This is a genomic window from Halobacillus sp. Marseille-P3879 (genome assembly GCF_900240285.1).
Taxonomy (GTDB): Bacteria; Bacillota; Bacilli; order Bacillales; family Halobacillaceae; genus Halobacillus_A.
The window spans coordinates 265,734-279,824 of the sequence record NZ_OESS01000002.1 but is presented as its reverse complement, the minus strand read 5'-3'; the positions used below and the strand labels follow the sequence as shown (position 1 = coordinate 279,824).

Below are 14,091 nucleotides of genomic sequence, written 5' to 3'. Positions count from 1 at the left end.
CACATTCGTGTTGAGTGATAGTAGTTACCGTACCTCAACTGTGTTATTTCATTATACTGATCTACTATTTTAATATAATTATCACAAGTCAAACTTCTACTCTTTTCCAATCCCGCATAGGATACGCTAAGTTTAGTTTATTGGAGGGTTGAAGCGTATGGATTTGTTTTTTTATATAACAATTATTGTGGCTTTATCTCTTATTTATTACGGTTATGACAAAAAGAAAAGTTATGAATTAAAAGTAAAAGAAGTGGAGCTTGAATATCAGAGGCTTGAAATCGAAAAACTTAAGCTCGATAAAAAAACAGCTGAGAAAGAGGAATAATTTCAAAGTTAAAAAGCTGACTCTTCTAAAGGCCCCCACCTTTTAAGAGTCAGCTTTTTTTAATTAATAGATTAGTAGTTTAATGCCGCATATGAGTTAATTCGTCCGTCATTATAGTAATACCCTGTACCATAAATAGGATCAGCAGTGTTCTCGATGGCTGAGCGAATCTCAGCGTTAGTACGTCCTTGACTGGCTAATAATCCGGCTAACCCTGCTACATGCGGGGATGCCATTGAAGTTCCAGACATATAAGCATAGCCGCCATTTGGAACTGTTGATGCGATATCCACTCCTGGCGCAGCTACATCGACCCAAGTGCCGTAATTAGAGAAGGAAGCTTTATTATCATATTGATCAACAGCTCCCACCGCAATTACATTATTATAGGAAGCAGGTTCGAATGTAGTAGATACCCCATCGTTTCCTGCTGCCGCAATCACAACTGACCCTTGATTCCAGGCATAATTCACAGCATTTTCCAGCGTTTGAGTATCACAATCACATCCCAACGACAGATTGATCACTTCTGCGCCTTGATCAGCTGAGTAGCGAATGGCATCAGCAATGGCTGCGAGTGACCCACTTCCATTAGCATCCAGTGCACGTACTGCCAGAATGTCCGTGTCAGGCGCCATCCCCGCTACCCCTTGAGAATTATTTGTTTCCGCGGCTGCTGTTCCAGCCACGTGGGTACCATGTCCGTTTTCATCCATTGGATTATCATCGTAATCTATGAAGTCATAACCACGTATAGTTTTACCGTCTAAGTCAGGATGGTTATAGTCCACCCCTGAATCAACGATCGCAATCTGCTGGCTGCTGTTCCCTCTTGTTATGTCCCAGGCCGCTTCAGTATTTGTATGTTGCGGTCCATATTGTGCACTATTATAGTAAGTATCATTAGGCGTCCATGTCGTATCAAATTCGTAGTTCGGCTCTGCGTATTCCACATTAGGGTTTTTGTTCAGTGCTTTTACAGCCTGTTCTACGTTTCCTACTTTAAGAACTTTAAAATCTGATTCTACGGGATCCTTATCTTCTACTTCACTCGCATTTATATCTTTGACAACCGAACGTGATGCGGCCTTTCCTTTTGCTTCTTTAAACTTAACAACAACCTCCCCTTTAACATAATCCCCATTCCCCGCCTCAGTTTTTGGTTCCACCTTCGGAAGTTCATCTTCTTTATCTGCCGAAGCTTCTCCGGCATTTGGCATTAAAGCTAGCGCGACGGCAAGTGATAAAGTTGCTAAACCTTTCCACTTCATAAAAAAATTCCTCCTTTATTTTGGTATATAGAAATATTCACCAAAATATGGAGGAATTCCTGCCGTTTCGACTTGGGAAAGCTATACAGGTCTTTGTATATTAAAGAGCACTTCAAGCCCGTTACTTGGGCAATATTACTCTTTTCCAAGTACAAGGAGTCCGTGCATTTGTTTCATAAAATAGGGGCCTTTTAATTCACGAGGAGGCACCCCATAGTATGATTTTACGAACACTTTATCTGCTTTTTTATTCTCCCCTATGTACTGGTTAATTTTAGCCTCTGGTGCCTTACTTGGTTCAATGACGATGGTCTCGTCAATTCTTACGCTGAATCTTCCGCTTATTTTTAATTTCTTTTTTCCAAAGTATAACTCTTTAATCGGTTCGATGGCTACTCTTTCCTTTCGTAATCATTTTCCGTCAGCCATTATTGCTGCTAAAAGAATGTCTGGTAATAAACATAAGCGACGGCAATCGACAGCATGGACGCAACCGACCCTGTAAGTCTGGATGGGATCTTTAGCTCTCTAAGCAGCGCTACGCTTATCATACCAGCCACAACCATACAAGTGCCTAAAGAGAATAGATGGAACATTACATAATTTATAGAACCATTACCTACCTCTCCAAACAAAATGACACCTCCATTATCTTACCTTAACCATAGGAATCAACTTACTTTACGATTTTTATATATTCAGTCGCAGCACATCTGCTGCACTGGATTAACACATCTGCCATATCTTTATCTATAAAGGAAATGTGCCTCGGTTCCATTGAATGACCTCCGCTGCATCTACAAATATAACGATCCGTAATCGCAAAAATGTACGAGTGAAAATCATGTTGTAAAGCTTCTGTCAAACGGCTTCCCTCCTTCGGCCTGCCTCTCCCTATACCTATACCTATTATATCGGACTATTTCGACAAAATTATACATTTTCCTCCCTTTACAAGAAAATTTTTCTTTTAAAAAATGTTTTTGTAAAAAAATCAGTGTAAATGTCCTTTCTTAAAAGAAAAAAGTATCTCTGTAGCGTTACAGGCCATAAACCACATTAAAAAAGTTAAAGCACGAGCTGAAATTATCGGGATTAACCTTTTCCATAACAAAAAAGACACCCTTGGTATAGGATGTCTTATGACTTATTTATGGCATGTATTAAAGTCATTAATGTAGGTGAAACTGTGTTCATATCAACTAATCCGTCTTCGCATTCTTTGACTTTATCAAGCTGTTGAAGAAAATAATCATCTTTGCACTTAAATCGTAATTTACCTGAACAAATCTGCCCTTTTACGCTGACCACCTGCTGATGGAGCCATTCTCGATCCAATGAATCTCTCTCCTTTTCCGTCAGTCTATATTTAGACAGTATAGGCGGCACGTTAAAGAATTATACGTTAATTTTCAGAATAAATAAGTGCAAAGCTTTATTCTTCCCTTTTAGTGACGTACTCGTTAGGTTCTTCTCCTCCTTGACTGTTGTGATTTTTAAACTGGCTTAATCTCCCATTTCGGTGTTCCCCGTGATTTTTATTTTCTTTGAATTGATTATTGACCTTTTTATCCTTTTTTGGCAATTTCATCAGTCATCCTTTCAACATTTGCTCTGTTTATCTTTTGAGAAGAAAGGTGATTTTATTCATTTAACGATTTGAGTAAGACTTCATTCACCACTTTGAGCAGCCTGCTTATTCTTTGATTTTTTTTCAAGCACTTTACGGAGCTCCTCTTTATGCCTGCTCTCCACCAGTATATAAAGAAAATCACCTTCTTTTATAACTGTTTCTCCATAAGGGGTAATTACTTGATTATCCCTTATAATCGCGCTAATATTTGCTCTGTTCGGGAACGCTACCTCATGCAGTTTCTTCCCAACGATTGCCGATTCTGCATTTGTTTGGTATTGGATCATCTCGGCTGATGCTTTCCCCATTGAAATTAACTCAATTGAATGGTGAGGAATATCTTTCTTTGGACCCACGAGATTTAACTTTTTCGCAGCGTACGAAATCGTCGACCCTTGGACAAGAGTAGAAGTGAGTACGACGAAAAATACGATATTAAACAAGGTTTGACTATTTGTCAGCCCCTCCACAATCGGAAAGGTTGCCAAGACAATAGGTACGGCACCGCGAAGACCAGCCCAGGAAATGAACACCTTTTCTTTGATTGAATAATTCATTCTAATAGTAGATACAAATACTGCTATTGGACGTGCAGCCAGCATTAAGATAGCAGAAAGCAGCAAACCGTAAATAATAATATTCATGGTGAAAAGCTGTTTTGGAAAAACAAGCAGACCAAGAATGATAAACATAAGGATTTGAGCCATCCAGGCAAATCCCTCATTAAATTGAAAGATGGAATAACGATAGGTCAGCTCTGAGTTACCAATTACTAAAGCTGCAACATATACTGCCAGAAATCCGCTTCCTCCGATAATAGAAGTCGCACTATATGTAATTAATGCGAAGGCTACCGAGAAAATAGGATACAAGGCGCTAGAGTCAAGTTTTATATGGTTGATGGAGAAGGATGCAGCTTTCCCAAACACAAATCCCAGCAGTAACCCTAATCCCATTTGCAGAAAAAAAGTGGGGATCATCATAAAAATAGTGCTGTCTTCTATAACAATGAGCTCAATTAATGACAAGGTTAAGAACACGGCCATCGGATCGTTCGTGCCCGACTCTGCTTCAAGGGTTGCACCCATTTTTGCTTTAATATTACGTTCTTTAAGAGCTGCAAATACGGCCGCAGCATCTGTGGAACCAACAATTGCGCCAAACAGCAGTCCCTCAAGCATCGTAATATCTAATATGAAGTAAGCAGCCATTCCAACAATACCTGAGGTTATTAATACTCCTAGAGTGGCAAGAGATAAAGAAGCTCCAGCAACTGAGCGAACAGTCGCCCACTTCGTATGAAGACCCCCTTCAAAAAGTATAATAACAAGAGCAAATACCCCAATAATTTGAGCTACTCGAGCATTATCAAAGTAAATCAGCCCTAAGCCGTCACTACCAACAAGCATTCCTACAAGAATAAACAATACGAGTGAAGGGATTCCCAGGCGACTGGAAAAACGTGCAACTATAATTCCGCTGAAAAATAATAATGCTGTAATTAGAAGAAATGAATCTGTGCCAAATGATTCAAATAACATATAATTTTGAGTCTCCTTATGAATTCAATCGAAGTGAAATAATGAGCATAAACTTTAACGAGGAGTGTTAAAAGAAGTAAGTATAGTTAAAATTTTATCACAAGTGGAACTCAAAGTGTTTCACCACGCCTATGGCTGTCTTCGGGTAGACTTCAAGTTGTCCAGCACAAAGCCTATTTTATTCTTCTTAATGGCAGGCTGCATAAAGCAGACCTCTTCCTCTAAGTTAACTATAATAGACAAAAATGCTGTCGAGACACTCGACAGCAAGTTAATTTGACCTTCTGCTTTAGTTATGAAAATCACTTCTAAACAATAACTCTTTCGGCACTTCTGTTCCTCTCGTTCCACGTAAGTCCGCTTCCTTCATTTCTGTAGGATAAAACACAATAAGACTTCCTTTATTCATCTCAGCAAGCTTTTTAGGGAGTACTTCAAGTTCAGGATGCCATGCAACCGTCCCTCGACGTGCACTGATTAATATAATAAGGTCATTGGACTTAATTCCTTTAAGATCTTGTTCATAAAGCGATTCCCAGCTTTCTGAAGAATAAAAATCGATAGGAATGCCTGGCCTTACACGTTTTGATACCGCTTCATACGTATCAAGATTATCGCGGACTACATAACTTCTTAACGAAGCATTTAATTGAGCAGCAATGTCTTTAATAATGGAAACCGAATCATCAAACCCCGGCTTAAAGGCCACGTTATTCGGAACAATCATAATGATTCGTTCAGTGGTATTTAAAGGATGACGGATTCGCGTAATTAATGAACGCTGGTAAGTGTGTTCTAAAAAGTTATCAATAATTCCGCCAAAGATCTTCTGACTCCCCACCCGCTGTCCATTCCAGCCGGCTATGATAGTGGTGATTCGTTCTTCAGCCACCGCTCTTTCGATTCCTCGTCCGATGTTGCGGTCCACTCGCGTTAACAGCTTCACTGGTACATCAGCTCCCGAGGCGTAGATAACAGAGTGACCAAGCATTCTTTCTGCTTGAGCAACCTCTGTGCTTGCTTTTTTCAAATCTTTCTGCACTACACTTAAAGGATACAGGGGCTCTTCCGTTCTTTTGGCTTTCTTTATAATAAACCCTAAGTCCATTAATGATTCCATCGTTCCGGGGTTTGCCAAAGGAATAAGAATTCTTTCAGGCATACTTTCCATTTGCGGTGACCGTGCTTGTGATGTTGAAAGTTGCCGAGCATATTTCTCTGAAAAGTACGGGCCCAGAATACAAGTCATTAAAATCATAACGATTACCGCATTAACTGTCTGCTGATTGAGCAAGCCAATTTCATAGCCGACCAACGTTGAAGCAAGGGTTGCGGCTGCTTGTGATATCGATAATCCGAAAATAACTTTACGTTCATTTATTGAATAATTGTAGATCCTGGCCGTTAAAAAACCAGCTGCTGCTTTGCCAAATACGACCGAAAACAGAATTAACCCTGTCACAACCCACGCTTCGGGATTCGATACTAATACACTTAAGTCCATTAACATTCCTACTGACAATAAGAAAAACGGAATAAAAAGCGCGTTCGCAGTAAAACGAATTCGGTTCATTAATGGACCATGATCATAAATATAACGGTTCAAAGCCAACCCGGCCAGGAAAGCTCCAATAATAGGCTGAAGCCCTGCGAATAAAGCCACGCTGCCTGCTACGAACAAGATCACCATGACAAAGTTAAATTCAGTTGCTCCATCATTGTTGGAATTTCGGAAAAACCATCGGGAAATATACGGAGTCACTATAAAAATCCCCCCTGCAAATAAAGCAGTGGCGATAATAAGCTGGGCCCAGAATCCAACTGATAACTCTCCTTCGGCGGCCCCTGTAATCACAGCCAGAACCAGCATAGCTAGAGTATCAGTTAACAAAGTCCCCCCGATAGCAGTCGTGACAGCTTTATTTTTCGTTACACCGAGACGGCTGACGATAGGGTAGCCCAAAAGCGTATGAGATCCCACGATGGACCCTAGCAAAATGGAAGCCGGCACACTAAATCCTAAATAAATCCCTATTGCAGTACCTAATGTCAGAGGAATGGAGAATGATAGCAGCCCGAAGACAATACTTCGATTACGATATTTCTTAAATCCGTCTATATCGAGCTCTAGCCCGGCTATAAAAATAATAAAAAGCAGACCGACAGTTCCAAGCAGCTCAATTGTTGAGTCACGAGCTAACCAATTCAATCCATTTGGTCCTATAATAATACCGGCTATAATCGGCCCGATGATAGCAGGAATTCTTAGTTTTCCCATTAATAAAGGAAAAAAGAGAAAAATCAATACAGCTAAACCAAAAATAATAACTGGTTCCTGTAAAGGGATGTTCATCGTTAAACCCTCACAATCTATACAGACCATCACTGACGCTAAGAGTCAACTACATATCATATATGGGTCGATTTTTATTTTGTTAGTAGAGAATTCTCGGCATTCAAGATTTCACTATATGAGTCAATAATATACTATATTTCTTTCTCAAAAGACAATACATAAACTCACATTCATACAATTTTAACGATACGTAAATAACAAAGTGTTTAGAGGAAATTAAGGTTGTAAACGGATTCTTTCTTATTTTATACTAAGAGCATCAGGAGGTTTATAAAGATGGCGATACGTTTAGTCACGTTTTTTATGATCGGTGCAGTTATATTTACTTTGGTTACTCTGTTTTTACCTGACCTGTTAAGCTACTTTTGGATTGCATTAAGTATATTGCTTATCCTTGGATTCGGGTATCTCAGTTTCTTTTATTTAAAGAAAGCGATCGGTCTTATCAGCGAAGGAAAGAAAAACCATTAAAATAACGGCATCCCATCCATTAATGGAAGGGATGCCGTTTTGCATGTTTTAAAGGGCTTTAACCAACCCGCCGTCAACGACGACCGCTTGTCCTGTTACATAAGTGTTGCCTCCTGAAGCCAGGAATACTACAGCCCGGGCAAATTCTTCCGGCTCACCATACCGCTGCATCGGTATTGCCTGGGCAGCTTTGTCTTTAACTTCTTCTATAGTAATACCAAGTTCATCCGCTTTCTTTTGATCAAGGCTCTCCACTCGATCTGTTGCAATTCTCCCCGGACCAACCGTGTTAATTAAGATATTATGAGGGGCTAATTCCTGGGATAAGCTTTTAGCCAACCCAACAATGCCAGCCCGAAATGTATTCGAAAGAATCAAGTTATCCAGGGTCTGCTTAATGGAAGATGAAGCAATATTAATGATATGACCGCTTTTCTGCTTTTTCATGGAAGGCAGCACTTCTCTAATCGTCCGAGTAAAACTAAGCAGATTCAACTCAAACGCCTGCTGCCAATCCTCATCGGAAAAGTCTTCAAATGTACCAGCAGGAGGACCCCCCGCATTATTAATCAGCACATCTACAGCACCATTCCAATCCGCCGCTCTCTTTATTAAGCTTTCTATTTGTTCAGGTTTAGTCATATCACATACAGTATAATCAACTTGATTGTTCCCTGATTGAGCCACAATATCTTGTTTTGTTTTTTTAAGCTCCGCTTCACTCCGGCTCGAGATTAGCACACAAGCTCCTTCCTTCGCGAACTCCAGCGCCACTGCTTTTCCCAGTCCTTTGCTCGCAGCTGTCACAATCACCGATTTTCCTTGTAGATGTAGGTCCATGAAATCATTCCTCTCCACCATTTTTGTTCAGTATAACAAAAATGAAGCTTAGACGGCTGAATCAGCTTCGAATCTAAGCTTCATTTTTCTTAAGCGTATGGAAGAGTAATATTATATTTGTTTAGCGTGGTACGAATTTCCTGCTGTAATTCTTTGGATGGAAGATCCATCGGCAGACGAAGATGAGGGTCTATCATGCCCATCATTCCTAATGCGGCTTTTACTGGAGCGGGGTTCGTATCTTTAAACAATACGTCATTTAATTCCATTAATTCATAATGAATTTGCTGAGCTCTCTGCCCCTCCCCATTAAACCAGGCATCATGCATTTCTGCTACTTTTCCCGGTAATACATTCGCCGTGGCACTGACAGACCCCGCTCCCCCAATCGCAAGCATGGGGTAACAGAGAAGTTCAATTCCCGAGAATAAAAGGAAATCGCGTCCGCAGCGCTGAAGCACTCGATTTACATGCTCGAAGTCTTTATTTGATTCTTTCACACCAATAATATTTGAACAGTCCTTACTGAGCCTTGCAAGTGTATCGACGTGTAAATTCTGAGCAGTGCGTCCGGGGATATTGTAAATGATGATAGGTATTTCCACCGAATCTGCAACTGTTTTAAAATGCTTGTAAAGCGCATGCTGATTTGGTTTGTTATAGTATGGTACGATAACCATTGCAGCATCCGCACCTATTTGCTCTGCTTTTTTTGTTAATCTCATGGTTTCTGCATGATTTGTGGATCCAGTTCCTGGCACAAATGGAACGCGCCTGTTAATTGTTTTATACGAGTTTTCCATCACTTGCTCTCTCTCTTCTAAAGTTAAAGAGCTCGGCTCTCCGGATGTTCCGGTGACAGAAATCCCATGAGTCCCATTCCTAAGCTGAAATTCTATCAACTTAGTCATAGTTTCAAAATCAATTGAACCATCAGCTTTAAACGGAGTAACTACAGGGGTAATCGATCCTCTTAGTCTAGATTTTATTTCACTATAGTCCCTCTTCATTATCCATTTCCTCCTTACCAGCGTTATAGGCTTAATACTCCCAATACCTGAAAATCCCCCTGTTAAGAGGTGACCTGATTATATTTTCCTTCATAGAAGGTGAGTGGTTCACCATCCTGCACGCTTAGATTGATCACCTCACCGATATATAAGATATGGTCCCCTGCTGCATATGAATCGTATACTCTGCATGCAAGGCTGACGAGAGCGTCTTCTAAAACCGGCATTCCTTCAAATGTATTAAAAATAACTTTACGATCTTTAATCTGACCTGCAAAGATCATCGACAGTTCTTGCTGGTTTTCCGTTAAAATATTCACGGTAAATTTTTGGGCTTCCTGGAGGATTTCATTCATTTTTGCATTTTCACCGACAGATATGAGGATAAGCTTAGGATCAAGAGATACCGACATAAAGGCATTCGCAGTCATTCCGTGCACCTCCCCATTGTGCTCAGAAGCAATAACCGTAACCCCTGTCGTAAACTTCCCCATAGCTGTACGAAACATCCGATCATCCATATGGAACACCTCTTTCACTTTTTTAGATCACAAAGGTGGGTTTGCTTTTCTTAAGCTTCGCTGTGCGTATAGTCACTTTCTCACTGCTATGCACATTTAAAACTTCAGTTGCTTCTTCAAACCAGCAATCAGGCGCTGCATGCCCCCAGAATGTTTGACGCATTGGATCATTTAAATCCCAGCGAATGGGTTTAAAATCAGGATCGCTCGTTAAGTAATCACCGTTATAGAGCTCAACCCGGTGTCCATCAGGGTCGCGCAGGTAAAGGAAGAAAGCATTCGACAATCCATGCCGGCCAGGGCCTCTTTCAATGTTTGGTCCATAACCGAGCGAAGCAAGGACGTCACAGCCATCGATTATACTCATAGGATCCTTCAGCCAGAAACCCACATGGTGAAGGCGCGGACCTTCCCCGTTCATAAAAGCGACGTCATGTACACTTGGCTTCCGATGAAGCCAGGCAGCCCATACTTTTTCTTCTTCTACCGCCGTATATTCAGAGCAGCCAAATCCAAGTTCTTTCATATAATAATGCTGCGCGGATTCTACGTCGGTTACCATACAATTAAAGTGATCTATGCGCTGCACCTTAGCCCCTTTATACAATTGATATTGTTGAAGCTTACGTTCAACGGGCTCCATGTGAGCATAGAATTCAATTGGAAGTCCTGAAATATCCTGATAGCGTAATGTGCGTCCAAGAGCTTTCTGCTCATCCAGCCATTTAACGGCGGATCCTTCACCTTCAAGCTTTGCAGCGATCATATCTAAGTCTGAATCGGAACGAACTTTGTAACTGATTACTTCAAGTGCTGGTTCACCCTTTTTTTTCAATAACAGACTATGATGATTGTGCTCTTCCAAACCTCTAAGAAAAATTTGATTCTCATCCGATTCGGTTTCTATGAAACCGAGCGCATCGTAAAATTGCCGGGATTTTTCTAAATCTGTTACATGTAGTACTGCACGGCCGGCACGGATAATATCAAAGCTCATGGTCCCACCCCTCACACTTTTGTTGGTTTTGATGACTGAACATTATTTAAAAAGTCCTGCACATAACTTTTAAGTGATTCCTTATCAAACTGTTCAAAATAAGTCATCCCCATTTTGACTGGGTCGCCAAAGAAATAATACTCATAATGCGTCTGTCTGCTTCCGAATGCGCTCATTGTTACGTCCCAGGCTAATCGAAATAGTTTCACGCGGTCATAGCCTTGTAGATTCTTTGACTGTAGGGCGCGATCCAGTAACGGACCAACTTCCTTATGATGAAAATCTGCTTCAGATGGGATCCCCATTAAACCAGAGGCCCCAAGAATTCTTAAAATCTCTGTTATTCGCGGGTACACTCTCGGGTACCAGTTGCGTGCTGCGTTTAATGCTTCAAAATCCGGTGTCATTGTTCCCCATTTATCGAGCTTTGCATTGTACTCCGCCTTGAAGAGATGGGATTTCATATTTTCAAGAATCAGCATCACTTCCGTACCTTTATCCATTACGTGCTGAAATTTATCAATACCGATTGCATCCATTACACTTAAAATAATGCCAAGTACAAACTCAGTTTTAATAATATTTTTAGCTACTACCTGGTGAGACATATGCACTACTGCATTTGTTTCAAGGAAAGTCCGGTTGCAAATCGACGAATTGCCGCACACAAAAACTTTATCCCAGGGAACAAATACGTGATCAAAATATACGATTGCATCCCCCTCTTCAAAGCGGCTGCCCAGCGGATGATCCCATTCCTCCCTGCCATAATCAAATGATTCACGACTCAAAAATTTCAACCCAGGTGTATTGTTTGGCACCACAAAAGCCAGTGAATAAGGATCGTCAAGCTCCCCGGCCATCTTTACTGTAGAAGGAAATACAAGAATTTCATCTGTGATACCGCCCTGCGTTGCAAGCAACCGTGCTCCATCTACAATAATTCCATCACTTTTCTTCTTCACTAAATGTAAGGCTGCATTTGCATCTTTCTGCTCGTGCTGAGCTTTCTCCCTGTTGACTTGTGGATGAATAAGCGTATGCGTTAAACTAATATCATTTTCGCGAGCATAGTCATAGTAGTTTTTCGCATTTTCAGCAAACATTTGATCGTCTTCTGCAAACAGATCATTCGCCACCCCCATGGCCATTACTTCCGCATTCAAATAATCAGGAGACCTTCCCATCATCCCTCCGGAAAGGCGGGCCCATTCTTGAATAGCCTCTCTTCTTTTGATTAAATCCTCAATGGTTTCCGGACGGTAAAAGGTCATCCCGACTGGATCCCCGGTTTGAGGTGAGGAATAAAGCATTTTGTCAGGCTTTTTATATTGTGTATCATAAAGCTTTGCCATCGACTGAATAACATTTCTAAAAGCAGGGTGAGTTGTTGGATCTTCTACTTTCTTTCCTCCAATATAAACGTTATTTTTCGCTTGCTTTAATCGATCAATATATTGAGCCCCTGTTTTTGCAGGCATTTTGAAACCCTCCTTTATTTTTTTCCAAACTGCGGAATTCGGTGATCACCAAGTGCAACGTGGATGACTTGCATCTCTGTATAAAAATCAAATGCGTAATATCCGCCTTCTCTTCCGATACCACTGTGCCTAGCCCCCCCAAATGGAGTTCTTAAGTCACGAACATTTTGTGAGTTAATCCAAAGCATCCCTGAATCAATTGCCTGCGACACACGATGACCTCTTTGAATGTCTTTTGTCCAAACATAACCAGCTAACCCGTAGCGTGTATCATTCGCTAGTTCAATCACTTCTTCTTCATCGCGAAATGTCATAACAGCTAAAACAGGGCCAAAGATTTCCTCTTGAACAACCTGCATGGAATGATCGGCATTCAGTAAGATCGTCGGTGGAATGTAGTTGCCGCGCATAAACTGTTCAGGAATGCTGCCCTGGTAAACTTCGCAGCCTTCTTTCACAGCAAGATTCAGGTAACTTTTTACTGTCTTATAATGATCGATATGGATTAACGGACCGACTTGAGTAGATTTATCCAGCGGATCACCCACCTGTATGTTATCCACACGTTCTTTCAAGGCAGCTATAAATTTTTCTGCTGCATCCTCATGGATATAAAGACGTGAATTCGCTGTACACCTTTCACCATTAAAGGAGAAAATCCCCCAGGTACAGGCATCTAACGCACGCTCCATATCCGCGTCCTCAAATATAATGATCGGTGATTTCCCACCAAGTTCCATTGAAAAACGCTTCAAGGCGTCGGCTCCATTTTTCATAATTTCTGAACCTGTTGTCGTTTCACCGGTAAAGGAGATAAGCTGAACCTCTTCATGCTGTACGAGTGAGGCACCGGCTGTTTCGCCATATCCATGAACCACATTAAATACCCCTTTTGGAAGACCAGCCTTATCAATAATCTCAGCTAGTTTATTAGCAGTAAGAGGCGACCATTCTGCCGGTTTTAATATGACCGTATTACCTGTCGCAAGCGCTGGTGCGATTTTCCAAGTCTCCAGCATAAAGGGTGCATTCCATGGCGTGATTAACCCTGCAACTCCCACGGGCTTGTGAATGGTATAGTTTAGAAACTCATCATCTACCTGATAGGCCTCCCCCACCATCCGACTCGCTACCATCTCAGCGTAAAAACGAAAGTTTTGTGATGCACGGCTTACCATTTTCGTTGTAATACTGATTGGCAGCCCGGTATCATATGATTCGAGCGGTGCTAGTTCTTCTATATGTTCATCGATCAAATCTGCAATTCTATTTATATAGTAAATTCGTTCACTTTGCTTCATCTTTCCCCATGCACCTTTGAAAGCTGTTTTAGCAGCTTTGGCTGCCTTATCAATATCTTCCTTGCTTCCTGCTGCCACACTATTTATTTTTTCATTCGTAAACGGGCTTATGTTATCGAATTGTTGATTGGATTCTGCATCTACAAATTGGCCGTCGATGTAGAGCTGCACATCGTATACATTAGCCAAAGCTTTTTGCTTCATGTCAGCAGCTGTCTCCATTTCACTCAATTTACACTCCTCCTTACCATTTTTTGAAATCGCTTACATTTTATTTTTCAAAAAGGGAAACCTCTCCAACGGAAATTTGCAAATATTCAATAAACTTTGTATATTCAAGT

General features: G+C 41.0%; 14 protein-coding genes. 2 read left to right on the top strand and 12 right to left on the bottom strand.

Annotated elements, in window-relative coordinates:
- Window positions 1-157 precede the first annotated feature (157 nt).
- A complete protein-coding gene (locus C1A12_RS21240; RefSeq protein ID WP_200816578.1) occupies window positions 158-328 on the top strand; it encodes a hypothetical protein in 171 nt (56 codons plus the stop codon).
- Window positions 329-399: 71 nt separating this feature from the next.
- Here C1A12_RS21240 and C1A12_RS09175 read toward each other — a convergent pair whose 3' ends face one another.
- The 6 genes from C1A12_RS09175 to C1A12_RS09150 all read right to left on the bottom strand — a co-directional run bounded on the left by C1A12_RS09175 (window position 400) and on the right by C1A12_RS09150 (window position 7,126).
- The gene (locus C1A12_RS09175) at window positions 400-1,599 is read right to left on the bottom strand and encodes a S8 family peptidase (protein ID WP_101843576.1); all 1,200 of its coding nucleotides are present in this window, start codon (window positions 1,597-1,599) and stop codon (window positions 400-402) included.
- 437 nt (window positions 1,600-2,036) lie between these two features.
- Complete coding sequence (locus C1A12_RS09170; RefSeq protein WP_101843575.1) at window positions 2,037-2,234, bottom strand: hypothetical protein; 198 nt, start codon at window positions 2,232-2,234, stop codon at window positions 2,037-2,039.
- 41 nt (window positions 2,235-2,275) lie between these two features.
- The gene (locus tag C1A12_RS09165) at window positions 2,276-2,464 is read right to left on the bottom strand and encodes a hypothetical protein (RefSeq protein WP_101843574.1); all 189 of its coding nucleotides are present in this window, start codon (window positions 2,462-2,464) and stop codon (window positions 2,276-2,278) included.
- A gap of 275 nt (window positions 2,465-2,739) precedes the next feature.
- Entirely contained in the window at window positions 2,740-2,937 is a 198-nt protein-coding gene (locus tag C1A12_RS09160; protein WP_101843573.1) for a hypothetical protein, read from the bottom strand.
- A 333-nt stretch (window positions 2,938-3,270) separates the two neighbouring features.
- Entirely contained in the window at window positions 3,271-4,773 is a 1,503-nt protein-coding gene (locus C1A12_RS09155) for a potassium/proton antiporter (RefSeq protein WP_101843572.1), read from the bottom strand.
- A gap of 289 nt (window positions 4,774-5,062) precedes the next feature.
- On the bottom strand, window positions 5,063-7,126 hold the full coding sequence (locus tag C1A12_RS09150; protein WP_101843571.1) for a cation:proton antiporter: 2,064 nt from the start codon (window positions 7,124-7,126) through the stop codon (window positions 5,063-5,065).
- A 279-nt stretch (window positions 7,127-7,405) separates the two neighbouring features.
- Here C1A12_RS09150 and C1A12_RS09145 point away from each other — a divergent pair, with 279 nt between their 5' ends.
- Window positions 7,406-7,600, top strand: a complete 195-nt coding sequence (locus C1A12_RS09145) for a hypothetical protein (protein ID WP_101843570.1) — start codon at window positions 7,406-7,408, stop codon at window positions 7,598-7,600.
- A 48-nt stretch (window positions 7,601-7,648) separates the two neighbouring features.
- On the opposite strand, the gene C1A12_RS09140 is transcribed toward C1A12_RS09145, so the two are convergent.
- The 6 genes from C1A12_RS09140 to hpaE form a co-directional block, all read right to left on the bottom strand.
- On the bottom strand, window positions 7,649-8,440 hold the full coding sequence (locus tag C1A12_RS09140) for an SDR family oxidoreductase (protein WP_101843569.1): 792 nt from the start codon (window positions 8,438-8,440) through the stop codon (window positions 7,649-7,651).
- An 89-nt stretch (window positions 8,441-8,529) separates the two neighbouring features.
- Window positions 8,530-9,450 carry a 2,4-dihydroxyhept-2-ene-1,7-dioic acid aldolase gene (gene hpaI / locus C1A12_RS09135; RefSeq protein WP_101843568.1) on the bottom strand — a complete coding sequence of 307 codons (921 nt, stop codon included), beginning with the start codon at window positions 9,448-9,450 and terminating at the stop codon, window positions 8,530-8,532.
- Between the two features lie 62 nt (window positions 9,451-9,512).
- The gene (locus C1A12_RS09130) at window positions 9,513-9,971 is read right to left on the bottom strand and encodes a flavin reductase family protein (RefSeq protein WP_101843567.1); all 459 of its coding nucleotides are present in this window, start codon (window positions 9,969-9,971) and stop codon (window positions 9,513-9,515) included.
- A 22-nt stretch (window positions 9,972-9,993) separates the two neighbouring features.
- Window positions 9,994-10,968 (bottom strand): 3,4-dihydroxyphenylacetate 2,3-dioxygenase, encoded by a 975-nt coding sequence (gene hpaD, locus C1A12_RS09125; protein WP_101843566.1) that lies wholly within the window; start codon window positions 10,966-10,968, stop codon window positions 9,994-9,996.
- Between the two features lie 11 nt (window positions 10,969-10,979).
- Window positions 10,980-12,449 carry a 4-hydroxyphenylacetate 3-monooxygenase, oxygenase component gene (gene hpaB / locus C1A12_RS09120; protein ID WP_101843565.1) on the bottom strand — a complete coding sequence of 490 codons (1,470 nt, stop codon included), beginning with the start codon at window positions 12,447-12,449 and terminating at the stop codon, window positions 10,980-10,982.
- Window positions 12,450-12,463: 14 nt separating this feature from the next.
- Window positions 12,464-13,972 carry a 5-carboxymethyl-2-hydroxymuconate semialdehyde dehydrogenase gene (hpaE, locus tag C1A12_RS09115; RefSeq protein WP_101844839.1) on the bottom strand — a complete coding sequence of 503 codons (1,509 nt, stop codon included), beginning with the start codon at window positions 13,970-13,972 and terminating at the stop codon, window positions 12,464-12,466.
- Window positions 13,973-14,091 lie beyond the last annotated feature (119 nt).